At 53.3% G+C, this 26,991-nt stretch carries 25 protein-coding genes, 3 pseudogenes and 2 riboswitches; of the genes and pseudogenes, 19 read left to right on the top strand and 9 right to left on the bottom strand.

Going from position 1 to position 26,991, the window contains the following annotated elements; all coding sequences use genetic code 11:
* Positions 1–160: 160 nt before the first annotated feature.
* From sigI to ltrA, 3 genes are all read left to right on the top strand, one after another.
* Positions 161–919 (top strand): RNA polymerase sigma factor SigI, encoded by a 759-nt coding sequence (gene sigI, locus ACVX3G_RS15615; RefSeq protein ID WP_014195253.1) that lies wholly within the window; start codon positions 161–163, stop codon positions 917–919.
* The gene (locus tag ACVX3G_RS15610) at positions 916–1,983 is read left to right on the top strand and encodes an anti-sigma factor domain-containing protein (RefSeq protein WP_014195254.1); all 1,068 of its coding nucleotides are present in this window, start codon (positions 916–918) and stop codon (positions 1,981–1,983) included. Before sigI ends, ACVX3G_RS15610 begins: the two co-directional genes overlap by 4 nt.
* Positions 1,984–2,557: 574 nt before the next feature.
* Positions 2,558–3,817, top strand: a complete 1,260-nt coding sequence (gene ltrA / locus ACVX3G_RS15605; protein ID WP_011230853.1) for a group II intron reverse transcriptase/maturase — start codon at positions 2,558–2,560, stop codon at positions 3,815–3,817.
* 65 nt (positions 3,818–3,882) lie between these two features.
* Here the strand turns inward: ltrA and ACVX3G_RS15600 are convergent, their stop codons facing one another.
* Positions 3,883–4,083 carry an alpha/beta-type small acid-soluble spore protein gene (locus ACVX3G_RS15600; protein ID WP_014195255.1) on the bottom strand — a complete coding sequence of 67 codons (201 nt, stop codon included), beginning with the start codon at positions 4,081–4,083 and terminating at the stop codon, positions 3,883–3,885.
* 118 nt (positions 4,084–4,201) lie between these two features.
* Between ACVX3G_RS15600 and ACVX3G_RS15595 the strand changes: the two are divergent.
* From ACVX3G_RS15595 to ACVX3G_RS15565, 7 genes and pseudogenes are all read left to right on the top strand, one after another.
* Positions 4,202–4,441: pseudogene (locus ACVX3G_RS15595) on the top strand (sugar ABC transporter substrate-binding protein); the annotation flags it as partial.
* Between the two features lie 283 nt (positions 4,442–4,724).
* Positions 4,725–4,997, top strand: a pseudogene (locus tag ACVX3G_RS15590) (carbohydrate ABC transporter permease); the annotation flags it as partial.
* A 178-nt stretch (positions 4,998–5,175) separates the two neighbouring features.
* Positions 5,176–6,421 (top strand): annotated as a pseudogene (locus ACVX3G_RS15585) (MFS transporter).
* Positions 6,418–7,554, top strand: coding sequence for a zinc-dependent alcohol dehydrogenase (locus ACVX3G_RS15580; protein ID WP_011230439.1), 1,137 nt, complete (start codon positions 6,418–6,420; stop codon positions 7,552–7,554). The pseudogene ACVX3G_RS15585 and the gene ACVX3G_RS15580 overlap by 4 nt, the downstream one beginning before the upstream one ends.
* 69 nt (positions 7,555–7,623) lie before the next feature.
* Positions 7,624–7,779 carry a hypothetical protein gene (locus ACVX3G_RS15575; protein WP_014195258.1) on the top strand — a complete coding sequence of 52 codons (156 nt, stop codon included), beginning with the start codon at positions 7,624–7,626 and terminating at the stop codon, positions 7,777–7,779.
* Entirely contained in the window at positions 7,776–7,940 is a 165-nt protein-coding gene (locus tag ACVX3G_RS15570; RefSeq protein WP_014195259.1) for a hypothetical protein, read from the top strand. Before ACVX3G_RS15575 ends, ACVX3G_RS15570 begins: the two co-directional genes overlap by 4 nt.
* On the top strand, positions 7,933–8,082 hold the full coding sequence (locus ACVX3G_RS15565; RefSeq protein WP_014195260.1) for a hypothetical protein: 150 nt from the start codon (positions 7,933–7,935) through the stop codon (positions 8,080–8,082). The genes ACVX3G_RS15570 and ACVX3G_RS15565 overlap by 8 nt, the downstream gene beginning before the upstream one ends.
* 56 nt (positions 8,083–8,138) lie before the next feature.
* On the opposite strand, the gene ACVX3G_RS15560 is transcribed toward ACVX3G_RS15565, so the two are convergent.
* Positions 8,139–9,908, bottom strand: coding sequence for a B12-binding domain-containing radical SAM protein (locus tag ACVX3G_RS15560; RefSeq protein WP_014195261.1), 1,770 nt, complete (start codon positions 9,906–9,908; stop codon positions 8,139–8,141).
* 264 nt (positions 9,909–10,172) lie between these two features.
* Between ACVX3G_RS15560 and ACVX3G_RS15555 the strand changes: the two genes are divergently transcribed.
* Positions 10,173–12,389 (top strand): PAS domain-containing sensor histidine kinase, encoded by a 2,217-nt coding sequence (locus ACVX3G_RS15555; RefSeq protein WP_033012781.1) that lies wholly within the window; start codon positions 10,173–10,175, stop codon positions 12,387–12,389.
* A complete protein-coding gene (locus ACVX3G_RS15550; RefSeq protein WP_011230446.1) occupies positions 12,379–12,873 on the top strand; it encodes a methylated-DNA--[protein]-cysteine S-methyltransferase in 495 nt (164 codons plus the stop codon). The genes ACVX3G_RS15555 and ACVX3G_RS15550 overlap by 11 nt, the downstream gene beginning before the upstream one ends.
* A gap of 149 nt (positions 12,874–13,022) precedes the next feature.
* Here ACVX3G_RS15550 and ACVX3G_RS15545 read toward each other — a convergent pair whose 3' ends face one another.
* The 6 genes from ACVX3G_RS15545 to ACVX3G_RS15520 all read right to left on the bottom strand — a co-directional run bounded on the left by ACVX3G_RS15545 (position 13,023) and on the right by ACVX3G_RS15520 (position 20,231).
* On the bottom strand, positions 13,023–14,036 hold the full coding sequence (locus tag ACVX3G_RS15545; protein ID WP_011230447.1) for an ABC transporter permease: 1,014 nt from the start codon (positions 14,034–14,036) through the stop codon (positions 13,023–13,025).
* A complete protein-coding gene (locus tag ACVX3G_RS15540; RefSeq protein WP_011230448.1) occupies positions 13,978–15,528 on the bottom strand; it encodes a sugar ABC transporter ATP-binding protein in 1,551 nt (516 codons plus the stop codon). The genes ACVX3G_RS15545 and ACVX3G_RS15540 overlap by 59 nt, the downstream gene beginning before the upstream one ends.
* Complete coding sequence (locus ACVX3G_RS15535; protein ID WP_014195266.1) at positions 15,525–16,688, bottom strand: sugar ABC transporter substrate-binding protein; 1,164 nt, start codon at positions 16,686–16,688, stop codon at positions 15,525–15,527. The genes ACVX3G_RS15540 and ACVX3G_RS15535 overlap by 4 nt, the downstream gene beginning before the upstream one ends.
* A complete protein-coding gene (gene mtnA / locus ACVX3G_RS15530) occupies positions 16,675–17,742 on the bottom strand; it encodes an S-methyl-5-thioribose-1-phosphate isomerase (protein ID WP_011230450.1) in 1,068 nt (355 codons plus the stop codon). The genes ACVX3G_RS15535 and mtnA overlap by 14 nt, the downstream gene beginning before the upstream one ends.
* A gap of 82 nt (positions 17,743–17,824) precedes the next feature.
* Positions 17,825–19,015: an S-methyl-5-thioribose kinase gene (mtnK, locus tag ACVX3G_RS15525; RefSeq protein WP_014195267.1), complete on the bottom strand. Its 1,191-nt coding sequence runs from the start codon at positions 19,013–19,015 to the stop codon at positions 17,825–17,827.
* A gap of 140 nt (positions 19,016–19,155) precedes the next feature.
* Positions 19,156–19,324, bottom strand: a riboswitch (SAM riboswitch).
* 94 nt (positions 19,325–19,418) lie between these two features.
* On the bottom strand, positions 19,419–20,231 hold the full coding sequence (locus tag ACVX3G_RS15520; RefSeq protein ID WP_014195268.1) for a carbon-nitrogen family hydrolase: 813 nt from the start codon (positions 20,229–20,231) through the stop codon (positions 19,419–19,421).
* A 97-nt stretch (positions 20,232–20,328) separates the two neighbouring features.
* On the opposite strand from ACVX3G_RS15520, the gene ACVX3G_RS15515 reads away from it, so the two are divergent.
* From ACVX3G_RS15515 to ACVX3G_RS15495, 5 genes are all read left to right on the top strand, one after another.
* Entirely contained in the window at positions 20,329–21,516 is a 1,188-nt protein-coding gene (locus ACVX3G_RS15515) for a pyridoxal phosphate-dependent aminotransferase (protein WP_025039213.1), read from the top strand.
* 84 nt (positions 21,517–21,600) lie between these two features.
* Positions 21,601–21,709: riboswitch (SAM riboswitch) on the top strand.
* A 71-nt stretch (positions 21,710–21,780) separates the two neighbouring features.
* Positions 21,781–23,022, top strand: a complete 1,242-nt coding sequence (gene mtnW / locus ACVX3G_RS15510) for a 2,3-diketo-5-methylthiopentyl-1-phosphate enolase (protein WP_025039214.1) — start codon at positions 21,781–21,783, stop codon at positions 23,020–23,022.
* Positions 23,019–23,681: a 2-hydroxy-3-keto-5-methylthiopentenyl-1-phosphate phosphatase gene (mtnX, locus tag ACVX3G_RS15505; RefSeq protein WP_014195271.1), complete on the top strand. Its 663-nt coding sequence runs from the start codon at positions 23,019–23,021 to the stop codon at positions 23,679–23,681. Before mtnW ends, mtnX begins: the two co-directional genes overlap by 4 nt.
* The gene (locus tag ACVX3G_RS15500; protein ID WP_013145967.1) at positions 23,678–24,310 is read left to right on the top strand and encodes a methylthioribulose 1-phosphate dehydratase; all 633 of its coding nucleotides are present in this window, start codon (positions 23,678–23,680) and stop codon (positions 24,308–24,310) included. Before mtnX ends, ACVX3G_RS15500 begins: the two co-directional genes overlap by 4 nt.
* 34 nt (positions 24,311–24,344) lie before the next feature.
* Positions 24,345–24,887 (top strand): 1,2-dihydroxy-3-keto-5-methylthiopentene dioxygenase, encoded by a 543-nt coding sequence (locus tag ACVX3G_RS15495; protein WP_011230457.1) that lies wholly within the window; start codon positions 24,345–24,347, stop codon positions 24,885–24,887.
* A 46-nt stretch (positions 24,888–24,933) separates the two neighbouring features.
* On the opposite strand, the gene ACVX3G_RS15490 is transcribed toward ACVX3G_RS15495, so the two are convergent.
* A complete protein-coding gene (locus ACVX3G_RS15490; RefSeq protein WP_014195272.1) occupies positions 24,934–25,668 on the bottom strand; it encodes a ZIP family metal transporter in 735 nt (244 codons plus the stop codon).
* A gap of 216 nt (positions 25,669–25,884) precedes the next feature.
* Between ACVX3G_RS15490 and ACVX3G_RS15485 the strand changes: the two genes are divergently transcribed.
* Both ACVX3G_RS15485 and ACVX3G_RS15480 read left to right on the top strand, forming a co-directional pair.
* Positions 25,885–26,334 carry a MarR family winged helix-turn-helix transcriptional regulator gene (locus tag ACVX3G_RS15485; protein WP_014195273.1) on the top strand — a complete coding sequence of 150 codons (450 nt, stop codon included), beginning with the start codon at positions 25,885–25,887 and terminating at the stop codon, positions 26,332–26,334.
* 89 nt (positions 26,335–26,423) lie between these two features.
* Positions 26,424–26,990 carry a phosphate propanoyltransferase gene (locus tag ACVX3G_RS15480; protein ID WP_021321403.1) on the top strand — a complete coding sequence of 189 codons (567 nt, stop codon included), beginning with the start codon at positions 26,424–26,426 and terminating at the stop codon, positions 26,988–26,990.
* Position 26,991: the final 1 nt, after the last annotated feature.

The following is a 26,991-nucleotide window of genomic DNA, read 5'->3' as shown; positions in this document are numbered from 1 at the left end:
ATTTTTTGCCGATGGAAGGCGTGTGCTCGGCGCGGCGGCGTTGGGCTCTTTTGGGGACCTGTGTTCACTTGCACAGCTAAAAAAATCCCCTTTGAACGACGGTCATATTTGGATTGCGATGTGCGAATAGTATAAAGAACGAGCGTCAGTCCGGTTTTGTATGAGCGGGGTGAAAAGGGTGTTTGGGACATTATTGAAAAGAAGAGAGAGAACGCTTGAACGGACGGTTGTGGAAATTCAGCGGGAAAATGAAGCGTTGCGCAATGAGCTTATCCGGCAATATAAGCCGTTTATCGTCAAAACAGTCTCAAGTGTATGCAAGAGGTTCATCCGCGAGGAAGATGATGAGGCGAGCATCGGGCTGATCGCTTTTAACGAAGCGATTGAAAAATATGCGTTGCACAAAGGAGGTTCCTTTCTGTCGTTTGCGGAGCTGCTCATTAAGCGGCGCCTCATCGATTACATTCGAAAAGAGGTGAGAACGCGAGAGGCCATATGGCATGTCGAAGATGAAGAAAACGGCGAGCAGGCGGCGCAAACGTACGTAGATGCGAAATTATCGGTTGAGGAGTTTTATAGGCAAATCGAACAGGAACAGCGTCGGGAAGAAATTCTCCATTACCAGCAAGTGCTGAAACAATTCGGCATTCATTTTCACGATTTAGTCGAACAATCGCCAAAACATAAAGACGCCCGCCTCAACGCTATTCGTGTGGCTGAACTGCTTGTTGCGAATGACGAATGGCTTGGTATTTTGTTTCGAAAAAAGCAACTGCCGATCAAACAGCTGGAAACGATGGCGTCGGTCAGCCGCAAGACGATTGAGAGAAACAGAAAATACATTATTGCGGTCGCGGTCATTTTGGCAGGCGATTACATTTACTTGAAGGACTATATAAAAGGGGTGCTTTCATCGTGAAAAAGGGAATTGTGCTGGAGTTGGATGAAGAGTTCGTCACTGTATTGACGCCGGAAGGGGAATTTCTTCGATTGAAAAAAGAAAAAGAATGCGAGATTGGAGAAGAGGTCAAAGCGAATGCGGTTGGCCGTCCTTTTCCGTTTCGCCGCCGTTCGTTTCGATATGCGCTCATAAGCGTTCTAACGGCGGCCACGGTGCTTCTAGCGACTTGGATTCAATGGCCTTCCAATGCGGTGTACGCCTACATGTCGATCGACATCAACCCAAGCATGGAAGCGGGCGTCGACGCGGAGCTGCGCGTGTTGACGCTGAAGGCTTACAATGAGGAAGGAAAGAAGGTGCTGGCGGCGCTTCCTTCCTGGAAACGTCAACCGTTTTCTTCGGTAACGAAACAAATCATTGCGTTAAGCGAACAAAAGGGGTATTTAAAGAAAGGCGGGGAAGTGCTGATTACGACGGTGGAGAGGGAGCGCGACGCCTCTTCAGCGCGGAAGCTGTCCGCAGCGCTCGCGGAAATCCAGCGGTCAGTGGCGGATGACCGGATTGTCATTACCACGGCCAATAGTACGATGGCAGTGCGCAACCAAGCTGTCAAACGGGGGATGACAACCGGAAAACTATTGCAAATCGAGAAAAAGGTGAAACCGGCTGCGCCAGCATCTGTCCGCTCGGCAGATGGAAACGGCCGGAAAGGAGAAGGTTGGAAAGATAAGGCCAAAGGTGGAGAAAAAGAAAACAAAATGCCAGCGGTCAAAGAACAACCGACACAACAGCCGTCAAAGAAACAGAACCATAACGAGTCAAACCCGAAGCCATCAAAAAACGAAAAACAGTCGCCGCGCAAGCAGAAACATTCTCATCCGACCAAAGGAAGCCTTTCTCCTGAAAAAGAGAGTTATGTGAAATGGAAAAGCCATGGGAACGCCCGTCCGTTGCGGCCAGGCGCTCATTATGAAAAGAAAAAGGGGAATGGGGGCGACAGCGGCAAGGAGGGACATCGCCGCCAAGCCGACGCCCACCGCCATTTGAAAGCGATGGATGCCAAAACGAAAAAAGCCGAGTGATTTCGCTCGGCTTTATTCCGTGTGCGCCCGGCATGGGTGCAGTCTATAGGGTGAAAGTCCCGAACTGCGAAGGCAGAAGTAGCAGTTAGCTTAACGCAAGGGTGTCTGCGGCGACGCAGAATCTGAAGGAAGCGGGCGGCAAACTTCCGGTCTGAGGAACACGAACTTCATAGGAGGCTGGGTATCATTGGGTGAGTTTGCACGACAAAACGAAGCCCTTTCTGCCGAAGGTGATACCGAGTAAATGAAGCAGATGGATGGAAGGAAAGACTGCACTCTTACCCGGGGAGGTCTGTCCGGGAAGCCAAGTGCGCTTGGCAACCGTTGGAGCGATCCAACGCTGAACGGACAGAAGTCAGCAGAGGTCATAGTACCCGTCTAGCTTAGATAGAAGGGGAAGGACCGAACCATGAAGGAGAACGGCCACTAGGCGTTCATCTTCTTTGATGAAGCAGATAACCCGAAAGGGCCTGCTTGAGGGGGGAAATGGTGAAGTCCATGGGGAACCTCAAGAGGGTGGAGAAGAAGATGGCACAAATAGAACGGACCGTTCACGTAGAGAGGAAGAATCGGAATGTGGATGAAACAGGTAATGTCACGAGAGAATCTCCTGCGAGCACTCAAACAAGTGGAAAAGAATAAAGGGTCCCATGGAACCGATGGAATGTCCGTCAAAGACCTGCGAAGACACCTCGTGGAACATTGGGACGCGATACGGCACGCTTTAGAAGAAGGGACCTACGAACCTTGCCCGGTCCGACGGGTCGAAATCCCGAAACCGAACGGAGGAGTCAGGTTACTAGGAATCCCGACCGTGACAGACCGGTTCATCCAACAGGCCATCGCCCAAGTGCTCACGCCGATCTTTGACCCATCCTTTTCGGAACACAGCTACGGGTTTCGTCCCGGTCGAAGAGGACACGACGCGGTGAAAAAGGCGAAGCAGTATATTCAGGAAGGATATACATGGGTGGTAGATATCGACTTGGAAAAGTTCTTTGATCGAGTCAACCATGACAAACTGATGGGGATATTAGCGAAACGAATTCCAGACAAAATCCTCCTAAAGTTGATACGGAAGTATCTACAGGCAGGGGTCATGATCAACGGGGTGGTCATGGAAACACAAGAGGGGACTCCACAAGGAGGGCCGCTCAGTCCACTCCTGTCCAACATTCTCCTGGATGAGCTGGACAAAGAATTGGAAAAACGAGGGCACAAGTTTGTACGGTATGCGGATGACTGCAATATCTACGTAAGGACGAAGAAGGCCGGGGAACGGGTGATGAAATCGATCACGGCATTCATCGAAAAGAAACTCCGGCTGAAAGTCAACGAAACCAAATCGGCAGTGGATCGTCCGTGGAGGAGAAAATTCCTCGGTTTTAGCTTCACCCCAAGTAAGGAGCCAAAAATCCGAATTGCAAAGGAAAGCATTCGGCGCATGAAGCAAAGGATACGCACCATGACGAGCCGATCGAAACCGATTCCCATGCCCGAACGAATCGAACAGCTCAATCAATACATTCTGGGATGGTGTGGATACTTTTCGCTAGCAGAGACCCCAAGTGTGTTCAAAGAACTAGATGGATGGATTCGACGAAGGCTGCGCATGTGCCAATGGAAAGAGTGGAAACTTCCGAGAACCAGAGTCCGAAAACTGCAAAGTTTAGGAGTGCCCAAGCAGAAAGCATATGAATGGGGAAACACTCGGAAGAAATATTGGAGAGTGGCCGCCAGTCCCATCCTGCATAAAGCCCTTGGCAACTCCTATTGGGAGAGCCAAGGGCTGAAGAGTCTTTATCAACGATATGAATCTCTGCGTCAGACTTAATGGAACCGCCGTATACCGAACGGTACGTACGGTGGTGTGAGAGGACGAGGGTTAGTCACCCTCTCCTACTCGATTTTTCGTCCTGCCAATTCGCTTTGTGCTTGAGCAATGAGCCGTTTCGTAATCTCTCCGCCGACGGAGCCGTTGGCGCGCGAAACCGTGCCAGCCCCGAGCTGTACGCCAAACTCTTGGGCGATTTCGTACTTAATTTGTTCCAACGCTTGTTCGATGCCTGGGACAAGCAGTTTGTTGCTTGAACGAGCCATATGAAATTCCTCCTTGATGGTTTTTTTGATGAGGTATGATTAGTATGGACGATCTAACAAAGAGATATGGTTGGGAATTACAGGAGGAATTTTTCATTAAAAAAGATTGCAAATAAGATACGCTTTGCCGACGCGCAAATCGGTCGCTGCGGCACTAGGATTTGACAAAGATCCGCTGCGTGCACTGCTTGTCGCTGGCGCATCGTATGCAACTGTATGGCAAAACGGAACGAACTTGCCGATTATTACGAACAACTTCAATAACCAATTTGTCAGCGCTTTCCTCGGTGAACGTCCGCTTGCTGAGGCATTGAAAGAAGCGCAAAAAACGGCCAATAGCGAAATCGAGAGCAAATAAGGCGAATCAGCCCCTGGCAGACGGGCATGCTCTGCCAGGGAGCTGTTCCTTTCTTTCTAACTGCAGCTGTTTTCGGCTGCGTTAGAAAGAGGGGAATAGCGATTTTCGATTCTCGGCAAGGAGAGGGAATAAGATGAAAAGAATGTCAACGAAGCGAATGTGGCGCGAAGCGGGGGCAAGCTACCTGTTTTTGTCTCCTACTTTATTTGTGCTGCTTCTTTTTATTATCGGGCCGATTTGGTTTGCGATCTTTCTGGCCTTTCATAAAGTGCAATTGTTGGGCATGACATTGCCGCTCGCTCGTCCAGCTCTGGCGGCTCAGGCCATTTTCGTCTTCATGGGTTCGTGGAACGATTTCATGCGCCCGCTCATTATTTTGTCCGATCCGCAATTGTTTACGCTGCCGCTCGGGCTTAACAGCTTCAAAGGGTAATACATCAGCTACTGGAACTACATTATGGCTGCATCGATGGTGTTTACGCTGCCAGTGTTGGTCATTTATGCGTTTTTCAACCGTTATTTCATCAAAGGCATTTCGTTTACTGGAGGAAAATAATGATACCGGACGCAAAAAAAGGGCGTCATCTGCAGGGCATCTGAAAAAACGGGATGCCCTGCATCTTTATTTTGAGGGGAGCATCCATTTGTTGCGCATCTTCCTTTCGCATGTATGCCGAGAAAACGGAGATGATAAAGGTATGGTGAATACCAGTACATAAGGAAGGAATGGAACGATGGAGTGGACGATGCAGCTGCCGAAACAGACAGGGAGGCAGGTCGGGCGGGGGTGGACGGTGGCCGCGCTCGCTTCGATTCCCCTTGTGATGACGCTTGGAAATTCGATGCTGATCCCCGTACTGCCGGTCATGGGAAAACAGCTTGGCATTACGCCGGTGCAGTCAAGTTTAGTGATTACGATGTATTCAATCGTGGCGATTTTGTTCATTCCGGTTGCCGGGTATATAAGCGACCGCATCGGAAGGAAGAAGGTCATCGTCCCGAGTCTGTTTTTGGCGGCGACTGGCGGGATGCTGGCAGGGTGGACCGCTTGGCGGATGGATGATCCGTACGTATGGATAATTGCTGGGCGCATGCTGCAAGGGCTTGGAGCGGCCGGGGGCATTTCCGATCGTGCTCCCGCTTGTCGGCGATTTGTTTCCGAACGACGACGAGGCGAGCAGCTGTTTAGGGACGATTGAAACGGCGAATACGTTTGGCAAAGTGCTAAGCCCGATTCTCGGAGCGCTGCTGGCTGGATTGGTTTGGTTTTTGCCGTTCTTTTCGTTCCCTGTCTTTTGCCTTGTATCGGTGGTAATGATGGCATCGTTTGTCCGGGCGCCGACACGTCGTGAACGGCCGCTGCCGTTTCGAGCGTTTGTGGCAATGGTGGGGGCGATCTTCCGCCGCGAAGGGCGATGGCTCGTTGGCGTGTTTGCCATCGGCGGCTTGTTGATGCTCGTGTTGTTTGCCTTTTTATTTTTTCTTTCGAGCCGCCTTGAGGACGTTTATCGCATTGATGGAATGATGAAAGGGTGGGTGCTCGCCATCCCGCTTGGCGCCCTCTGTCTTGCCTCGTTTGCGGCCGGGAAAGTAATTGGCGACCATAAATGGCGGATGAAATGGGGCATTATCGCCGGCAGCGCGCTATCCGCCCTCGCGTTAGCCATCGTTCCGCTTTATCCGTCCCTCTCGTTTTTGATGGCGCTGTTTTCGGCAGCTGGAATCGGCATTGGCGCGGCGTTGCCATGTTTGGATGCACTGATCACCGAAGGGATTGAGGAAAAAGAGCGCGGAACGGTGACATCATTTTACAGTTCGCTTCGCTTTATCGGCGTTGCCGCTGGTCCGCTGCTGGCGGCGTGGCTGATGAAACATGGCACGGCGCCGCTCCTGTTGCTTCTTAGCGTCATGGCGCTGCTTGGCGGCGCTGCTGCTTTTTGGCTCATTCGCCCAGAAACCGATGAAGGAGGAGTAGCATGAAAGCCGTTACGTATCAAGGCATCAAAGATGTAGCTGTCAAACAAATGCCTGATCCGAAAATTTTAAAAGACGATGACATTATTGTCAAAATTACCAGCACCGCGATTTGCGGCTCCGATCTCCATTTAGTGCATGGGATGATTCCGAACATGCCGGAAGATTTCATTATCGGCCATGAACCGATGGGCATTGTCGAGGAAGTCGGCCCGGCGGTGACGAAAGTGAAAAAAGGCGACCGGGTCATCGTGCCGTTTACGATCGCCTGCGGGCAATGCTGGTATTGCCAGCACGGGCTCGAAAGCCAATGCGATGCGTCGAACCCAAACGGCGAATCGGGGGGGTATTTCGGCTATTCCGAGACGTTTGGCGGCTACCCGGGCGGGCAGGCTGAATATTTGCGCGTTCCGTTTGCCAACTTCACTCCGTTTGTCGTCCCGGAAAACTGTGAGTTGGAAGATGAAAAATTACTGTTTTTGTCGGACATCATCCCGACCGCGTTTTGGGGCGTTGATGAGGCGGGGGTAAAAGATGGCGACACTGTTGTCGTGCTCGGCTGCGGCCCAGTTGGGCTGCTGACGCAAAAGTTTGCCTGGATGAAAGGGGCGAAACGCGTCATCGCCGTTGATTACATCGATTATCGGATCGAACATGCGAAAAAGACGAACAAAGTCGAAACGTTAAATTTCACTGAATACGAGAATGTCGGAGAATATATTAAAGAAATGACCGGAGGCGGGGCCGATGTCGTCATCGATTGTGTCGGGCTCGACGGAAAGATGACGCCGCTTGAGCTTATTGGCTCAGCGCTGAAGCTGCAAGGCGGGGCGATGGGGGCGATCGTCATCGCTTCGCAGGCGGTGCGCAAAGGCGGAACGATCCAGCTCGTCGGGGTATATGGCGCCCGCTACAACCAGTTTCCGCTCGGCGATTTGTTCTCACGCAACATTACGCTGAAAATGGGGCAGGCGCCGGTCATTCATTACATTCCGACGTTATACGAGTGGATCGTGGAAGGGAAGTTCGATCCGACCGATATCATTACCCATCGCCTGCCGCTTGATGAGGCGCAATACGCATACGAAATTTTCGACGAAAAGAAAGACGGCTGTATTAAAGTCGTGCTCAAGCCGTAACGTTCTAGCGATGCATAAAGGCAGTGCGGCCGAGACACGATAAGAAAAAATGTGGGAAGGAGGATGCGGGTGAACAATGTAGCGTTCCCGGTCGCCCGTCTCCATGACGGGACGCTCCGCCAGCTCCAGCAGCTTGAACAGCGGCTGCGTGAAGAAACAGGAGAAGAAATTGTGCTTGTCGCTTACCAGCGGGAAACGATCGATCAGGAGGAGGCAAAGCGATGAAACGAAAAGTGAAATTTGACGCGGCGAAAAACAACAATAAAACGCCGACCGAAAGCCTGCCGGATACCGAATTTGCGGCACAATATGCCGGCGAGGAGGACATGATCCGCGGCGCGAACCGCAATTCGAAAAAAGGGCGGCAAGGAGGCGGGGATGGGTAAAGAGCATAAGAAGCGGCCCGCTCGAACGAATGAAGAAACGGCGTTTGAATGGGGCGATTTCGCTGCCCACGAGCCGCTTTGGATCATGGAGGAACAAAAACGGGCGAAAGAAAATGAAAAGAAACGAAAAAAGCAGGGATAACGCTCCCTGCTTTTTCACGTGGTGCACAAAAAAGCCGTGCCTCCGGCGTTTGGCCGTTAGGCGGATGCCGAAGCGGACAAGGCGGACAGCGGCGCGGAAAACAGCGTTGCGCCGGTGCCGGACGGATCAAAATAGGCGACGATGACGGTTGGCGCAAACGAGAGCTGCTTCGCGGCGATATAGCGGCCGACATCAACCGGCACGATTTCCACGACCGTATGTTTAAACAATTCCTTTTCCCCGAGCCCGAGGGCGGCAAAGTCCTCCCCAAGCACCTCGGGGCGCTCAAGCAGCGCGCGGTAAACGGTTGTGCGCGTCGTTTTCTCCGTTTTTTCATTCCACCACGGCTTGCGTGGTTTGTATTTTTGGTTGCGCAAATAGTCGTATTTCATAAGCGACTCGGCGACAGGCAGGGCATCTGGCATACACGTACGCAAAAACTCATGCAGGCGGCGGAACAAGTCTTCCAACTGGTGGCCAATGCGCGCCCAGCCGCGCTCATCCCAATACGTGCCAAACTGCTGGAAAAAGTCAAACGGCGATGGGAACACATCGGTCACCAAGTACTCGATCGTTTCGTCCATTCGATGGGCGTTCCAATACTTTTCGAGCACGTCTTCCACTTGCTTGATGCGGATGACGTCATCAAACGACAAGACGTTGTTGGCGAGCACTTCGTATGGCGCATGGTCCATATACACATAGCCGTACTCCTCGGCGCGCAGGCGCAACCCAGTGCCGCGCAGCAGTTTCAAAAAGCCAAGCTGCAGTTCTTCCGGACGGAGGGCGAACACGTCGTTAAACGTCTTTCGGAACGAGTCGTAATCTTCTTCCGGCAGCCCGGCGATCAAATCCAAATGCTGGGCGATTTTCCCGCCTTCTTTAATCATCGTCACCGTTCGCGAAAGTTTGGCGAAGTTTTGTTTGCGCATAATGAGCCGGTTTACTTCGTCGTTCGTCGACTGGACGCCGATTTCAAAACGGAACAGGCCGGGCGGCGCCTCCTTGTTTAAAAACTCGATGACCTCCGGGCGCATAATGTCGGCGGTAATTTCAAACTGAAATACCGTGCCCGGTACATGTTCGTCAATTAAAAAGCGAAACATGTCCATTGCATAGCTGCGGCTGATGTTGAACGTCCGGTCGACGAACTTGATCGTCCGCGCTCCGTGCCGCATCAAGTAGCGCAAGTCGTCTTTAATTTTTTCGCGGTCAAAGTAGCGGACGCCGACTTCAATCGAGGACAGGCAAAATTGGCAGCTGAACGGGCAGCCGCGGCTCGTTTCAACATACACGACCCGGTTTGGAAGATGAGGAATGTCTTCCGGGAAGCGAAACGGCGACGGCATGTCGGCAAGGTGGATTTTGTTTCGCTGCGGATTGATGACAATGCGGCCCCCGTCGCGAAATGCGAGACCGGCGACATCACGGACGTCTCCATGGCCGTCTAAAGCGAAAAGCAGCTGTTTAAACGTTTCCTCTCCTTCGCCGACGACGATAAAGTCAAACTCCGGCACCCGCTCCATCCATTCACGCACATCGTACGACACTTCCGGTCCGCCGGCGACGATGACAATATTCGGCGCTGCTTTTTTCAACAGCTTGACGACTTTGATCGTTTCTTCAATGTTCCAAATGTAGCAGCTGAAGCCGATGACATCCGGACGGCGTTGGTACAAATCAGTCACAATGTTCAGCACCGGGTCTTTGATCGTATACTCAACAAGCTTGACGTCAAATTCGGGCTGAGCGTATGCTTTTAAATAGCGGATGGCTAAATTCATATGAATATATTTGGCATTCAATGTCGCACAGACGATGTTCATCGCAACAAAACCCCTTTGTCTATAATATAGCAGCAAAACTCCTTTGTCTATAATTTATAGATGCAATTGGAAGCTTTCATTTGGCTTTAAGCGAGGGGGGAGAGTTGACTATCATGCAGTTTAGCCAAATGAAAAAGCTGAAAAACTTGTCGAACATTGTGGAAAAGAATTTTAAAAAATCTTCGTAAATCAAGGGAGGAGTAAATTTTTCCACATCGAATATATATTTCGTTGAATGGTTTGAATAGACAAGGAGAGATGGATATGGCCCAAAGCCTTTCTCCTCGGGAAGAACAAAATGCATCGACGGATGTGCGGTCGCTTGAAGAGGAAAATCGGCGGTTAAAAGAGCGGTTGAACAGTTATTCGATCATTTTTGAGCGGTCGCTCGATGCGATCGTGATTTTAAATAAAAACGGTGAATTTGTCGATGTGAACGAAGCGGCGTGCAAGCTGTTTGAGATGGATAAGTTTTCGTTGATCGGCCATTCGTTTTCTTCGTTCCTCGAACTTGTGCCGCCCGATATTTTGCTGTTTCAGCAGTCGATGCTGCAAAAGTTCGGTTCGTTCAGCGATGAACTGCTCATCAAACTGCCGGACGGCAAAGTGAAGCATGTGGAATTTTCGATGAAAAAGGATGTGTTCGACGAATTTGACCTTGTCATGATGCGCGACATCTCAGCCCATAAGGCGCTTGAGCGCGAACGCATCATTCATGAGTTTTTGTTTCGCGACGTATTCAACCGCGCCGTTGACGGCATCGTCATTTTCGATGAATTTGGGCGGTTTATCGATGTCAATCCGGCGTTTTCGATGAGCTTGAACTTGGAAAAAGGAAAACTGCTCAATTTGTCGTTTCAGCAGTTCGTCGCCCGCGAATGCGCCAATGAGTTCGCTCGGCTGCTCGCGGAAGTGAAAGAAAAGGGAACGGCCAAAGGCGAGTTGTCGCTTGTCCGCCCGGACGGAACGGTGAAAATGTTTGAGCTGACGGCGACTTCCAACGTCTATAGCGGGTTTTACATGGCCATTATGCGCGATGTGACAGAAAGAAAAAATATGGAAATCAAGTTGCAAAAAAGCGAAGAACGGTTCCGGGCTATTTTCGAACAAGCGCATGAGGCGATCCTCATTTGGGACGATTTTGGCTACATATTGAACGCCAATCCGGCGGCGAGCCGGACGTTTGAGCTGCCCTTGAATTTGCTTGTGCGCCGCAATTTGTTTGATTTTGTCGACTATGGGGACGAAAAGGTGAAACGCATTTTCAGCGAGTTCCGGCGCAAAGGGGAAATCCGTGACGAGCTGACGTTTCATATGCCGAACGGTGAGGATAAGCAGCTCGAGTTCACCATGAAAAAAGGAGCGATCGACGGGTACCACTTGACGATTTTCCGCAATGTGAGCGAGCGGCGGAAAATCGAGCGCGAGCTGCGCGAAAGCGAGCAAAAGTTCCGGAGCATTTTCGATCATGCGATGGATGGTATTTTGCTTTGGGATGCCAAGCATCGGATCATCGACGCCAATCCGGTTGTCTGCGGCATTTTTTCCGTCGAAAAGGAGGCGCTGCTTGGCCGAATGGTGGTCGAGCTCGTTCCGGAGCGGGCGCGCCGCCAGCTCAACAAGCTGCTTCAACAATGCCAACGCACCGGCGAAGCGAGCGGCGAGGTCGAATTTTTCGACGAGGGAAAAGGGAGAATTATTGAGTTTTCACTGAAAAAGGAAGTGATTCCCGGCGTCGGGATGATGATGCTGCGCGATGTGACCGAGCGCAAGGAGATGGAGCTGCAGTTGCGCAAGTCGGATACGCTCAACGTCGTCGGGGAATTGGCCGCCGGCATCGCCCATGAAATCCGCAATCCGATGACGGCGCTAAAGGGTTTCATTCAGCTGTTGCAAGGAAGCATTGACGGCGACTATTCGATGTATTTTAATGTCATTATGTCGGAATTGAAACGGATTGAGTCGATCATCACCGAGTTTCTGGTCTTGGCGAAGCCCCAGGCGGTGCAGTACAAACAAAATGATATCTGCAAAATTATGCAAGACACGATCGATTTGATCAGCGCCCAAGCGATGATGCACAACGTGCAAATCATCGCCGACTTCGAGCGCGGGCTGCCGCCGGTGTATTGCGAGCCGAATCAGTTGAAGCAAGTGTTCATCAATATTTTGAAAAACGCCATCGAAGTGATGCCAAAAGGCGGGGACATTACGGTGCGCATCACCCGCGCCGGGTGCTATGTGCGCATCTCCATCACCGACCAAGGATGCGGCATTCCAAAAGATAAAATCAAAAAGCTTGGCGAGCCGTTTTATACGACGAAAGAACGCGGCACCGGCCTCGGCTTGATGGTCAGCTATAAAATCATAGAAGAGCACCAAGGGAAAATTGAAGTGGAAAGCGAAGTCGGCGTCGGCACGACGTTCCATATCACGCTGCCGATCGAACGAATGGAAAGGGAGGACGACGATGACGATTGAATATGCAGTATACCGCTCAGAGCTGCTCGGCGACATTTACATCGCCTCCGACGGCGACGCGATTGTCAAAGTCGAGCTGTTTCCAGAAGAATGGCGCGCGTTCGCCGGCGAACATCCGGCTGTCAAAAGCTGGTCGCCGCTTCTTGAACGCGCGCTTAGGCAGCTGGATGAGTATTTCCACGGTCGACGCCAAGCATTTGACTTGCCGCTGAAGTGGAAGGGAACTGCCTTCCAAGAAGAGGTGTGGGCGGCGCTTTGCCGCATTCCGTACGGCGAGACGGCGACATACGCTGACATCGCCGCGCAAATCGGCCGCCCGAAAGCGGTGCGCGCCGTCGGTCAGGCAAACCGGGCGAATGAACTGTCGATTCTCGTTCCGTGCCACCGCGTTGTCGGCAAAAACGGCGCTCTCATTGGCTATGCTGGAAGCCGCACCGATGTGAAGGCGAAGCTGTTGGAGCTTGAGCGCCGCTTACGTAGATGACGCTCTTGCGTTCGTGGAACAGGCAAAGGGTTTGGAAGGCGTTGTATGCGGATGCTGCAATGAAGCAGGCGGAAAAAGAGGCTGACGGCTTGCCTAGAAAAACGCGTCTGCCCCCGAGGATTGCCATCCACGGGGGCAGAGATCGGGCGTTATTTTTTTTGCCAATGCGACAAGGCGAGGGCGCCGACTAAAATGGCGCCTTTTATAATGTCTTGGGCGTAATACGGAACGTTTGCCATCGTCAAGCCGTTCAGCAACACGCCCATTAAAATCGAGCCGAACAATGTGCCGATGACGTTCGGCTTGCCGGCGCCAAAGACGGAAAAGCCGATGTAGGCGGCGGCGACGCTGTCCATTAAAAGCGAGGCGCCGGCCGACACTTGCCCGGTGCCGATGCGCGAGGCAAGGACGATGCCGCCTAAGGCCGCAAAAAACCCGCTGATGACGTATGCATATGTCCGATAGCGGTTGACCGGGATGCCTGAGAGCCTTGCCGCCTCGCGGTTTTCCCCGGTCAAATAAAAGAGGCGGCCGGGTTTCGTGTACGTTAAAAACAGATGAGCGGCAATGACGACAAACAGCATAAGCAAGACCGAAAACGGCACGCCGAACAGCTCTCCCTGGCCGATAAATAAAAAGGAAGGAATGAATTTGCCCGGCGCCGTGCCGCCATCGGGCAGCGGCATGTCGTTGTAGATCGAAAACCCTTTCGTATAGGTGAGCTGCACGCCGTTAATGGCGTACATCGTCGCCAACGTCGCGAGCAAATCGGGCAATTTGAATTTGACGATCAACAACGAGTTCAAGAGCCCGACAGCAATGCCGAGCAACAGCGGCACGAGCAGGGTGATGAAAATTTCTTGGCGGTACAGGACGAGCGCCGCTGCGCTCGCGATCGTCGCTAGGCTCACCGTCGAGCCGACGGACAAATCGAAGCCATCGACGATGAGCGAAAACGTAATGCCGATTGCCACGAGCGTCACGATCGAAATGGACCGCAAAATGTCACTGAAGTTTTCATACGTAAAAAATCGGTCTTGCGTGATGCCGAAGTAGGCGATAACGGCAAGAATGGCCAGCAAGGTGCCGTGTTTATACAACCATTCAAGAATGGACGGCGCCGTTTTTTTCGACGGCGTTGTGGAAACGGCTGGCTGGCTCATGGATCTCACCTCCGCTGCAATAGTAAACAAGCTGTTCATACGTCAATTCAGCGGCCGGCAGGCGAGCGAGCAGCCGGCCGTCGACCATCACGTAGATGGTGTCGCAAATGTCAAGCAGCTCTTGAAATTCGCTGGAAAAGTACAGCACCGTTTTTCCTTCATCGGCAAGGGAGCGAATGATGGAAAACACCTCTTGCTTCGCATGGACGTCGATCCCTTTGGTCGGTTCGTCAAACAAAAAGACGCGTGCGTTTGTGTTGAGCCATTTGCCGATGACGACTTTTTGTTGATTGCCGCCGCTCAAGTGGCGAACGACGGTGGTGCTTGACGGCGGATGAACACCTAGCGAGCGGACGAGCCCGTCGGCTTCAGCCGCTTCTTTCGCCCAGCTGATCCATTGCCAGCGCGACAGGCGGGAAAGAAGGCGGACGGTCAAGTTCGTTTTCACTGATTCGGGCAAAAACAACCCTTGTTTGCGCCGTTCTTCCGGGATGAGGCAAAGGCCGGCGTCGATGGCTTCATAAGGCGATGAGAACACATAGCGTCTGCCATCAATTTCCCACTCGCCGGATGTGTTCCGGTGGGCGATGAGGCTTTCGGCAAGCTCCGTCTTGCCGGCGCCGACGAGGCCAGCGATGCCGACGATTTCGCCGCGGTGGGCGTATAGGTCGACTGTTGTCCCGGTTTTGTCGATCAAAATTCCGCGGGCGGCAAACGCGATGTCGCTTCTGTATGTGCGTGCTTGTTTCGCGGCGGCGGTCCGCTTCGTTCCAGTCATATGAAGGACGATGTCCTCAAGCGGCAGGCTGCGGGCGCCTCCGTGATAGACGACGCGGCCGTCGCGCAAAATCGTCAGCCGGTCAGCGATCTCCTGAACTTCTTTCAGTTTATGAGAGATGTAAATAAAGCCGACGCCTTGCTGCTTCAGTTCATCGATGATGGCAAACAGACGCCTTGTTTCCGCCTCGCTTAAGGCGGCCGTCGGTTCGTCTAGGATGATATAGCGCGCGTTGGATGACAGCACTTTGGCGAGCACAATCAGCTGCTTTTCATGGAGCGAGCAGTCGCGAACCAATTTCGTCGGCGGCAACGACAGGCCGACGCGGCGAAGCAGGGCGGCGGCCCGCTCTTTTTCTTGACGCAGCGAGCGAATCGGCCGTTGCTTCACATGGACGAACTCGTCCGCCGCTACATTTTCGTAAATCGGCAAGCCGGGAAAGAGCGCTGTGTCAACTTCTTGAACGACGAGGCCGATGCCGGCTTGTTTTGCTTCGCGCGGCGATGAAAACGTGTATATCGTACCGTCGATCGTGATCGTACCAGCGTCAGGCGGAATGGCGCCGGCCAAAATGTTCATGAGCGTGCTTTTGCCGGCGCCGTTCATGCCTAAAAGGGCGTGGACTTCGCCAGGACGAACGTCGAAGTCCACGCCGTCGAGCACGCGCACGGCGCCAAACGATTTTTCCATGCCCCGCATTGACAACCCGTTCATTTTTTGTTCACCTGGGCTTCCAACGTTTTCATCCACGGCGAGATGGCGACATTGGATTGCCCCCAGCCCGGGATGTATTGCGAAAGCTCATTCATCGACACTTGTTTGTCCGGAAGATCGGACCGTTTCACTAAATGCGGCTCAAGCGAGTAAATGTTCGGCGTTTTTTCTCCAGCGATTTTTTGATACGCGAACCGCACTTGGACGCGGCCGACTTCGGCTGGGTCGGTCGCCGTTGTCGCCACCCATGGGCTGTTTGGTTTTTGGATCATTTGCAAGTCTTCATCGCTCAAATCGATGCCATACACTTTAATTTCCGTGCGCCCAGCTTGCTCGATGGCGCGCGTCGCCCCTTTGGCGAACTCGTCCCAAGTTGCGAAGACAGCGTCAATGTCGCCTTTGTTCGGGTATTTTTTCAAAATCGCTTCCATTTGCGTTTGTGTGTCCAAAGCTGTGTTGGCGCTCGCCGTGCCAAACTTGGCAATTTCTTTAATGTTCGGATAGCGTTTTTTGAACGCGTCATAAATGACATGGCGGCGTTCCATCGGGGTAAAGCCGCCGACCCAAATCGTGACGATGTTGCCTTCCCCGTTTAAGTCTTCTGCGAGCGTTTTTAATGTTTTCCAGGCGAGGCTGTAGTCGTCTTGGTCGATGACGGTGACGCCGGGAATGTTCAAATCGTTGTCAAACGCCACAACTGGAATGCCTTTGGCGACGGCTTTTTTCACCGGGCCTTCGAGCGCATCGGCGCGGCCGTGGTCAAGCAAAATGGCGTCCACATTTTGTGTAATGGCCGTCTCAACGTACGATGCCATTTTGGTTAAATCGTTGTCGGCGTTGTAAATTTGCACCTCGCCGCCGAATTTTTGCACTTGTTCTTTGACGCCGGCGATGTATTGCGATGAGAACGTGCCGATGGACAGTTGCATAATGGCGGCGATCTTCACCGGTTTTTTCAGCTTCTCCGGGATGGCCGCCTGTTCGCTGCTCGATGCGGTTTGGCTGTTGGATGAGACGGTGTCGCCTTGGATGGCCGTTTGCTTCGTTTCGTTGGCCGGCTTAGAGCTCACGGCGTCTTGCTCGTTCGTGCAGCCGGCCAAGACGGAGAACACGGCAAAGAAAAGAAGAGAAAGGAACGATAAGGCCTTAAATCGTTTCATGCTGCTCCTCCTTTGTGAATAATGATGGCAGCGTTGCGTTGTAATTGCCGCGAATGATGCCTTTTTCGGTAATGATCGCGGTAATGAGTTCGTTTGGCGTTACGTCAAACGCCGGATTGTATACGTTGACGCCTTCCGGGGCGATGCGCACGCCGGCGATGTGGGTCACTTCATCCGGATGGCGCTCTTCGATCGGGATGTCCGCACCTGTTTTCGTCGTCAAATCGATCGTGGACAACGGCGCAGCGACGTAAAACGGAATGTCAAACGACTTCGCGAGCAAGGCCAGGCCGAACGTGCCGATTTTGTTCGCCGTATCGCCGTTTTGCGCGATCCGGTCGGCGCCGACGATGATGGCGCCAATGCCTTTCGCCTTGATCGCTTGCGCTGCCATGTTGTCGGTGATGAGCGTCACATCAACGCCCGCTTGCATCAGTTCCCAAGCGGTCAGGCGCGCCCCTTGCAACACCGGCCGCGTCTCGAGAGCGTAAACGGATAGTTCAATTCCTTTTTCTTTCGCCAAATAAAACGGGGCGAGCGCCGTTCCGTAGCGGGCGGTGGCGATCGAGCCGGCGTTGCAAATCGTCATCACCCGCTCGCCGGGCCTGAAGAGCGACAAGGCATGCTCGCCAATGCGGCGGCACACATCCTCGTCTTCTACTTGAATGCGAATCGCTTCGTGGACGAGCGTCGTTTTGGCCTCGTTGACGGAAAGGGCGTCGGCCGCAGCGGTGACGAGCCGATCGAGCGCCCAAAACAAGTTGACGGCAGTCGGCCGGGCACTGGCTAGGTAGTCACGATCTCGTTTCAAGCGACGGCGGAATTCATCGAGCGATTCGGTGTCGTAGCGTAAAGCGGCAAGCGCCAGGCCATAGGCGGCGGTGATGCCGATCGCCGGCGCGCCGCGCACTTTCAGCGTGGCAATCGCCTCATAGACGTCTTCCAGAGTGTGCAAGTCGATATATTCGATGATGGATGGAAGCTTTTGCTGGTTTAAAATCGTCACATGCGTCTCGCGCCATTCAACGGAGCGTGGGATGGCAAAGGTGCTCATCGCCATCTTCCTTTCTCTTTTTTTTGGTTTGTCCGGGTCAGCGCCGCGCAGCTTGCGTCGAGACCCGGACGATTGTATGGCATTATTGTTCCGTTTCGGCAAACAGGCGGCGGAAGTCTTCCGTTCCGGTGAACACGCGGCGCTCAATGATCAAGCGGCGGCCGAGACGGAGGGCATGCCGTTTGGCAACAAGCCGTTCATCTTTGTGCTCGATGCCGTCAAGGTCCGCCACATGGGCGAGGCCGATCGTCCGGCGGATGACTTCGCAGCCGGCAAAGCCGACGGCGTCGATGAACGCGTGCCGGAGCACGTCCTCGAGCAAGCCCGGCGTCGCGGCGTACGTTTCCACGCTCTCGGTGCGCCAAAGGTTTGAGAACACGGACGCAAAGACGTCCCATGTCCGGTCGATGTGGTCAAAGAGCGGTTGGCGCTCTAATTCAGAGCGGGACAACGCATTTAACAGCAAATTGGCGAAAAATTGGCCAAGGTCAAACCCGATCGGACCGTAAAAGGCGAATTCTGGGTCGATCACTTTCGTTTCGTCGGCGCTTACGAAAATGCTGCCGGTATGCAAATCGCCATGCAAGAGCACATCGGCTTCGGTTAAAAACTTGCGCTTCAGCTTTGCTGCTTCTAGGTGGAGTCGGTCATCGCGCCAAAGCGCTTCAACGTCTGGGCGCAATTCGTCTTCAAAGTTGTTCGTTTCGTGGTCAAAAAACGGGTCGGTGAAGACGAGGTCTTCGGTAATTTTGCACAGTTCCGGATTGACGAAGCTTTGCGCCAATTTCTTTTTCTCTTGCTGGTTCATGCCGAAGTCAGACGTATAAAATGCCGTTTTGGCGACAAACTCGCCGATATGCTGGGACAAAAGCGGATACGTTTTCCCTTCGATCAGCCCTTTGCGGGCGATTTGCAAACGGGATAAGTCTTCCATCACCGTAATGGCGAGCGATTCGTCAGAATAGTAGACTTTCGGCACGTATTGCGGCACGTAGCTCGCAAACGTGCGCAGCGCGTTGCTTTCAATGACAGCGCGCTTTAACGTGAGCGGCCAGCTTTCGCCGACCACTTTGGCGTACGGCAACGCTTGTTTGATGATGACGCCTTGTTTCGTTTCTTGATCGACGATATGAAAAACAAGGTTCAAGTTCCCGTCGCCGATCTCGCGGCAGGCAAGCGGCGCTCCGTCGCGGAATAGGCCGAGGCGGACAGCGAGAGATACCGCCTTCGGTTCGGTCAGCGGTTCGTAAACCGATGTTTGAACAGTGGTCATTTCCTTGTTCCCCCTTTTTTCATTTCGCTCGTTTTCAAATGCCGGTTCTGACGCGGCGCTGAAATCTCGGCGTTTCCGGCAAATGAAAAAGCCTCTTTCGCATACGGAAAGAGGCTTGAAGATTCATTCGTTCTTCGCGCCTCTTATCTTTCAGAAAGACATCGGTCTTTCTGTTGGACTTAGCACCGTGCCCTGCGGAAGCATGACGCTTCCGGCGCCGCCCTTGGCGTGCGCCCTATCTCACGATAGTATTACGGTCGGTTGCTGGGCTTCATTGGGCCAATTCCCTCAGCCAACTCTTGATAAGAGTACCGATTTCTCGTATTCAGTTTTTGCAATTTTCACGATGTTGTCAATCGTTTGGTTGTTTGATTCGAATGATACATGGTCGATCAATCGATTGTCAATACGTTTTGAAAAAATTTTTTGCCGCTTCGTAGTCGTGCGGCCGGCGGTCGGCAAACACCGGGATGCGTGCGCGGACGTCCGCAACGAGTGCGGGATCGATGTCGGCCGAGAGAATGCCCGGCTTCTCGTCCGCCTCGGCGATCACTTCGCCCCATGGGTCGATGACGAGCGAATGGCCGGCAAAGACGTTGTTCGGGTCGCGGCCAGCCCGGTTGCAGGCGACGACGTAGCATTGGTTTTCAATCGCCCGCGCCATCAAGAGCGTCCGCCAATGGTGCAGGCGGGGAAGCGGCCATTCGGCGACGACAAACAGCACTTCCGCTCCGGCCAACGCATGGGCGCGAATCCACTCCGGAAAGCGGATGTCATAGCAAATGACCCCGGCGCATGCAAGCCCGTCGAGCGAAAACAAGCCTAAGCTGCTTCCCGGCTGCAAATACAAATGTTCATCCATTAATTGGAACAGATGGAGTTTGCTGTATTCGCCGACGATTTGGCCATGGCGGTCGGCCACGATCATCGTGTTTGTCACGCCGGCGGCTGTTTTTTTGGCGACCGAACCAGCGACGAAATGGACGCCGTACGTTTGCGCCAATCGGGAAGCGAGCGCCTTCGCCCGTTCGGCGCCTTCGTCGGCAATTTCATCCAGGCGCGTCAAATCGTAGCCGGTCGTCCATAACTCTGGCAGCACGATGATGTCAGCGCCGTCTTTGGCAGCGGATTCCACGGCCTGTTCGGCTTGCTGTTCGTTTTTTGCTGGATCGCCAAATGCAATATCAAGCTGGAGGCAGGCGATGCGGATCGTCATGAGTTTTCACCTCGAAAAAATTTTGCTTTACATTTTGCTTTTTACGATATATGATGTTGCACTAGAATTTCAAGAATTTTTTAAGAAGGTGTGGGCGATGACGATGGAAATTCCTTTTTCCGAGCTGCTTGAGCAGCTGCCAAAGCAATTTTTCGCCTCGCTTGTCGCAAAAGTCGGGGAGAAAATCAAGGCCGGATGCGACGTGATCAATTTAGGGCAAGGCAACCCGGATCAGCCGACGCCAAAGCATATCGTCGAGGCGATGCAGCGGGCGGCGGCCAATCCGAAATACCATAAATATTCGCCATTTCAAGGCTACTTCTTTTTGAAAGAAGCCATTGCCGCGTTTTACGCGCGTGAATACGGGGTGAACGTCGATCCAGACCGCGAAGTCGCCATTTTGTTCGGCGGCAAGGCCGGGCTTGTCGAGCTGCCGCTTTGCCTCGTCAACCCGGGCGATGTGGTGCTTGTCCCGGACCCGGGCTATCCGGACTATTGGTCGGGGATCGCGCTTGCCCGCGCGCGGATGGAGATGATGCCGCTTTCTTCGGAAAACGGATTCTTACCGGATTACGAAGCCATTCCGGAGTCGGTCGCCGACCGAGCGAAGCTCATGTTTTTAAACTATCCGAACAATCCGACCGGTGCGACGGCGACAAAGGAATTTTTCGCGGAGACGGTGGCGTTTGCCGCCAAGCACGGCATTGCCGTCGTGCACGATTTCGCTTATGGGGCGATCGGCTTTGACGGCCGGAAACCGGTCAGCTTCCTGGAAGCCGATGGGGCGAAAGACGTCGGCGTCGAAATTTATACGTTTTCGAAAACATACAATATGGCCGGCTGGCGTGTGGCGTTTGCCGTCGGCAACGAGCGGATCATTCGGGCGCTTGAGCTTTTGCAGGATCATTTGTATGTCAGCTTGTTCGGCGCCATCCAGGAAGCGGCCGCCGCGGCGCTCCTTGGTCCGCAAGATTGTGTCACGGAGTTGGTCGCATTGTATGAGGCGCGCCGCAATGCGTTCATCGCTGCGCTCTGCGCGATCGGCTGGGAAGCGCCGGCGCCGTCTGGATCATTTTTCGCCTGGCTTCCGTTGCCAAAAGGCGCATCATCCGCCGAATTTGCCGATCTGTTGCTTGAGCGGGCGCACGTCGCCGTCGCCCCAGGCATCGGTTTTGGAAAACACGGCGAAGGGTATGTGCGCGTTGGATTGTTGACCGATGAAGCGCGGCTTCGCGAAGCGGCGGAGCGGATCGGCCGCCTTGGATTGTTCGAAAAAAATTTTTGAAAAATGATTGACAACGCCAATCGGCGATGTCATAATTCAAAGTAAATTTGCCAATTGTTTGACAAGTGCATAAACGAGCAGGCTTTCTTATCAAGAGCAGGCGGAGGGACGAGCCCAATGAAGCCCGGCAACCGGCTTGGCGCGCGCCAAGCACGGTGCTAATTCTTGCAGCGGAAACGCTGAGAGATAAGAAGAGCGCCATGGATGAGTGACGCCTCTTCTTATGAAGAGGCGTTTTTATTTCGAGATTGAGAGGGATGAACGATGAGTGCAGTGATGGCAACGTATTTGCTTCATGATGAAACAGACATTCGGAAAAAGGCGGAAGGGATCGCGCTCGGCTTGACGATCGGCACGTGGACCGACTTGCCGGCGTTGGAGCAGGAGCAGCTTCGCAAACATAAAGGGGAAGTCGTCGCTATTGACGAGCTTGGCGAAAGCGAGCGGGTAAACGCCTATTTCGGCAAGCGGCTGAAGCGGGCGATCGTCAAAATCGCCTACCCGACAGTCAACTTCAGCGCCGATTTGCCGGCATTGTTGGTCACGACGTTCGGCAAGCTGTCGCTCGACGGTGAAGTGCGGCTGCTTGATTTAGAGTTTCCGGATGAATGGAAGCGACAGTTTCCTGGGCCGCGCTTTGGCATCGACGGCATTCGCGACCGAGTCGGGGTGCATAACCGCCCACTGTTGATGAGCATTTTTAAAGGCATGATCGGCCGCGATTTGGCGTACTTGACGTCGGAATTGAAAAAACAGGCGCTCGGCGGCGTTGACCTGGTCAAAGACGATGAAATTTTGTTTGACAGCGAACTTCTTCCGTTTGAAAAGCGGATCACCGAGGGCAAGGCGGCGCTTCAGGAAGTGTACGAACAAACAGGCAAGCGGACGTTGTATGCCGTCAACTTGACCGGCAAAACGTTTGCGTTAAAGGACAAAGCGAAACGAGCCGCCGAGCTTGGCGCTGATGTGCTGTTGTTTAACGTCTTCGCTTATGGGCTTGACGTGTTGCAGGCGTTGCGCGAGGATGAGGAGATTGTGGTGCCGATTATGGCTCACCCGGCGTTCAGCGGCGCTGTTACGCCGTCTGAATTTTATGGGGTGGCGCCTTCGCTTTGGCTTGGAAAGCTTTTGCGGCTCGCCGGCGCCGACTTTGTCCTGTTCCCGTCGCCGTATGGCAGCGTGGCCTTGGAGCGTGAGCAGGCGCTTGGCATCGCAAGGGCGCTCACCGACGACCAAGAGCCGTTTGCCCGGGCGTTTCCGGTGCCGTCGGCCGGCATTCACCCGGGATTGGTGCCGCTCATCATCCGCGATTTCGGCCTTGACACCATCGTCAACGCCGGCGGCGGCATTCACGGCCATCCGGACGGGGCGATCGGCGGCGGAAAGGCGTTTCGCGCGGCGATCGACGCGGTGTTGGCCGGCCGTCCGCTTCGTGCGGCGGCTGCAGAAAACGAAGCGCTGCAAAAAGCGATCGACCGCTGGGGCGTCGTTGAGGTGGAAGCATGACGAAACAGCTCGTTCTCTTTTGTGATTTTGACGGCACCATTACGGAAAACGACAACATCATCGCTATTATGAAACAGTTCGCCCCGCCGGAGTGGGAGGCGTTAAAAGACGACATTCTCGCTGAGCGCATTTCCGTTCAGGAAGGAGTGGGGAAGATGTTTTCCCTCCTTCCGTCCACGTTGAAGGATGAAATTGTGGATTTCCTGCGGCGCACCGCTCGGTTGCGCGCGGGATTCCGAGAGTTTGTCGCGTTTACGAAAGAGCGAGGCATTCCGCTTTATATCGTCAGCGGCGGCATCGACTTTTTTGTCTATCCGCTGCTTGAAGGGCTCATTGAACCGGAGCGCATTTTTTGCAACGGCTCCGATTTCAGCGGTGAGACGATCCGCATCACATGGCCGCATGCGTGCGACGGTGAGTGCCAAAACGGCTGCGGCTGCTGCAAGCCATCGCTCCTTCGCAAGCTTGCCCGCCCGGACGGATACCATGTCGTCATTGGCGATTCGATTACGGATTTAGCGGTGGCGAAGCAAGCGGATTACGTGATGGCGCGCGATTTTCTGCTCCAAAAATGCCAAGAGCTCGGCTTGCCGCATGCGCCGTTTGCAACGTTTTTTGACGTGATTGATGCGTTGCAGCGAATGGAGGTGATCGTATGAGCATTGTCGTGAAAAAGTGGAACGAGCTCGCGGAAGTGAAAGCTGAGCTCGCCGCCCGCGACTGGTTTTTCGCGACAAGCGGCAATTTGTCGATCAAGGTGACGGACGACCCATTGACGTTTTTGGTGACAGCGAGCGGCAAGGATAAGCGGAAGCAAACGGATGAGGATTTTCTGCTCGTTGACGCCGCCGGAAAACCGGCGGAGGAAACAAACTTGAAGCCCTCGGCCGAGACGCTCTTGCACGCGGAAATTTACGGACGGACGAATGCCGGCTGCGTCTTGCACGTTCATACGGTCGACAACAACTTGATTTCTGAACTGTATGCGCAAAACGGGGAAGCGGTCTTTTCCGGCCAGGAAATCATCAAGGCGTTCGGCATTTGGGAAGAAAATGCCGCCGTGCGCATCCCGATCATTGACAATTACGCCGACATTCCAACGCTCGCTCGGGAGTTTGCGAACTATATCCATGGCGACGCCGGCGCCGTGTTGATCCAAAACCATGGCATCACGGTCTGGGGGCGTACAGCGTTTGAAGCGAAAAAACATTTGGAGGCATGGGAGTTTTTGTTCCGCTGGCAGGTGAAGCGGCTGCTTTTGCAGCGGGCCGGCCTGCCGGTTGGCTAATCCATATACATTTTTCCAAAGGAGGATGTGAACAATGGCAGTCATCAAAGTGAGAAAAACGGGCCAAGTGATTGAAGGAGAAGACAATGTGCGCGCGTTTTTGAACAGTCAAGGGGTGTTGTATGAACATTGGGACATCACGAAACTGCCGGAGCATTTGCGCGATAAATATGTTCTGACAGATGAAGAAAAAAATGAAATTTTAGCGACGTTCAAAGACGAAATTGAAGATTTAGCGGCGCGCCGCGGCTACAAAACGTGGGATATCGTCGCTCTGTCCGACGCGACGCCGAACTTGGATGAGTTGCTGAAAAAATTTGAACAAGTGCACATCCATACGGAAGATGAAGTGCGCGCCATTACGGCCGGCCATGGCATTTTCATCATCAAAGGCGACAAAGAAACCGGCTATTTTGATGTAGAGCTTGAAGCCGGCGACGTCATTTCCGTGCCGGAAGGGAATCCGCATTACTTTACGCTCATGGATGACCGTCGGGTCGTTGCGGTGCGCTTGTTTATCGACCCGTCCGGCTGGGTCGCTCATCCATATGAAGAAAAAGAGGAAGCCGTCCAATAACAATGAACGCCCCGCTGCTTATATACAGGCAGCGGGGTTGTTTTCGTTAAAACGATTGTGTTAGAAAAATCATAAACAAAATGCCGACAATAAACGCGTACGTCGATGTCCGTTCATTTCCATCGCCATGGCTTTCGGGAATGAGCTCTTTGTAAATGATAAACAGCATCGCCCCGGCGGCAAACGCCAACCCGTATGGAACGAGGCCGCGGAAGAGAGAGGTTAAATAAAAGCCGAGCAAAGACGTCACAATTTCGACCGCGCCGGTTAACGTGGCAATGACAAACGCTTTAAAGCGGCCAATCTGCTGATTGACTAAAAACAAGGCGACCAAAAATCCTTCCGGCGCGTTTTGCAAGCCGATGGCCAATGCGATCAAATTGCCGATTTGCGAAGCGCCGTCTGAGGCGTAGCTCACCCCGACTGACAGCCCTTCGGGGAGATTGTGCATCGCAATGGCGGCGATGATGAGCATCGCCTTTTCGTCGAATTGCAAGCCGCTTTTCGTATGCTCCAAGTCGATATGGGGGACGGTCATCTCAAGCAACGTTAACACGAGCACCCCCGCCGCCAATCCGATGGCGAGCGCCTCAAAACCGCCGGACCGCAGGGCCTCGGGAATAAGACTTGTCATCGAGGCCGCCATCATAATGCCGGCTGAAAACGCGAGGAGCACATCGCGCCAGCGGTGGGTGAGCGATTTGGCCATAAACAAAATCGGCACAGCGCCAAGTCCGGTCGATAAGGCGGACAGCACACTGCCGGTCAATACCCCGTTCATCCAATTCCCCCTTCATCAGCCTTTATTTTTTCATATGCGCCGTTTCCACAAATGTGACAATCGCCCAAGCGCTGCCCTATAACAAAATTATCATAGCGAAAGGAACGGCCGCTGGCGAGAAAAATGGACCAGCGCCTGGCAAAAACGGTTGCCTGCCTGTTTGCTGTTCAAGTATAATGCAAGTAAGAAATGGTTAAATGCAAAGGGTTGGATGGCATGGAACAAAAAGAGCAAGAACTCGAGCAATCGCTAAAGTTGTTTATCGTATTGTCGCGGGCTTACCGCGCCGTAAGCGACCAAGTGAACAAATCAATCCACTCATTCGGGGTCAATCCGACCGAATTTGCCGTGTTAGAATTGTTATACCATAAAGGGGATCAGCCGCTCCAGCAAATTGGCGAAAAAATTTTGCTGGCGAGCGGGAGCATCACCTACGTCATTGACAAACTGGAAAACAAAGGATTGATCGTCCGCCGCGCCTGCGAAAAGGACCGGCGCGTCACGTACGCGTCCATTACAGAAGAGGGGCGGCGGTTTATTGAACGCGTATTTCCCGAGCATGCGGAAAAAATTCACGAAACGGTTTCGGCGCTGACGGCGGCAGAAAAAGAGCAGGCGATTGCGCTGCTGAAAAAATTAGGATATGGGGCAAAAACAAGGGGCTGACGCGAGGTCGGCCTCTTTAATTTTGCCGGAAATGGATACGTTATATAAAGAACATACCATAGCCAGCAAAAAAGGAGAGATCACCATTGATGGTTCCAGTAGGGGTATCGAATCGCCACATTCATTTATCAAAAGAACACATGGCGGCGCTGTTTGGCGAAGGCGCCGAGCTGACGGTGCTCAAGCCGTTGTCGCAGCCTGGCCAGTTCGCCGCCAAGGAAACGGTGACGGTCGAAGGGCCGAAAGGGAAAATTGAAAACGTCCGCGTCCTCGGACCGGTCCGTTCGCTCACCCAGCTTGAAATTTCGAAAACCGACAGCTTCAAGCTCGGCGTCGCGCCCCCGATCCGCTTATCCGGCGATATTGACGGAACGCCAGGCATTACGATTCACGGACCGAAGGGGACGGTGACCGTCGACAAAGGGGTGATCATTGCCAAGCGCCACATTCATATGACGCCGAAAGATGCCGAGACGTTTGGCGTCCGCGATAAACAAGTTGTGAAAGTGAAAACGCAAGGGGAGCGGGCGCTCATTTTTGACGAAGTGATCGTCCGCGTCAGCGAAGATTTTGCATTAGATATGCACATTGACACCGATGAAGCGAACGCGGCCGGCTTGAAAACGGGCGATTATGTCGAACTGCTTCCATCGTGAA

Source organism: Geobacillus sp. PLS 41 (genome assembly GCF_056494105.1).
This window is presented reverse-complemented; position numbering and strand designations above follow the sequence as displayed.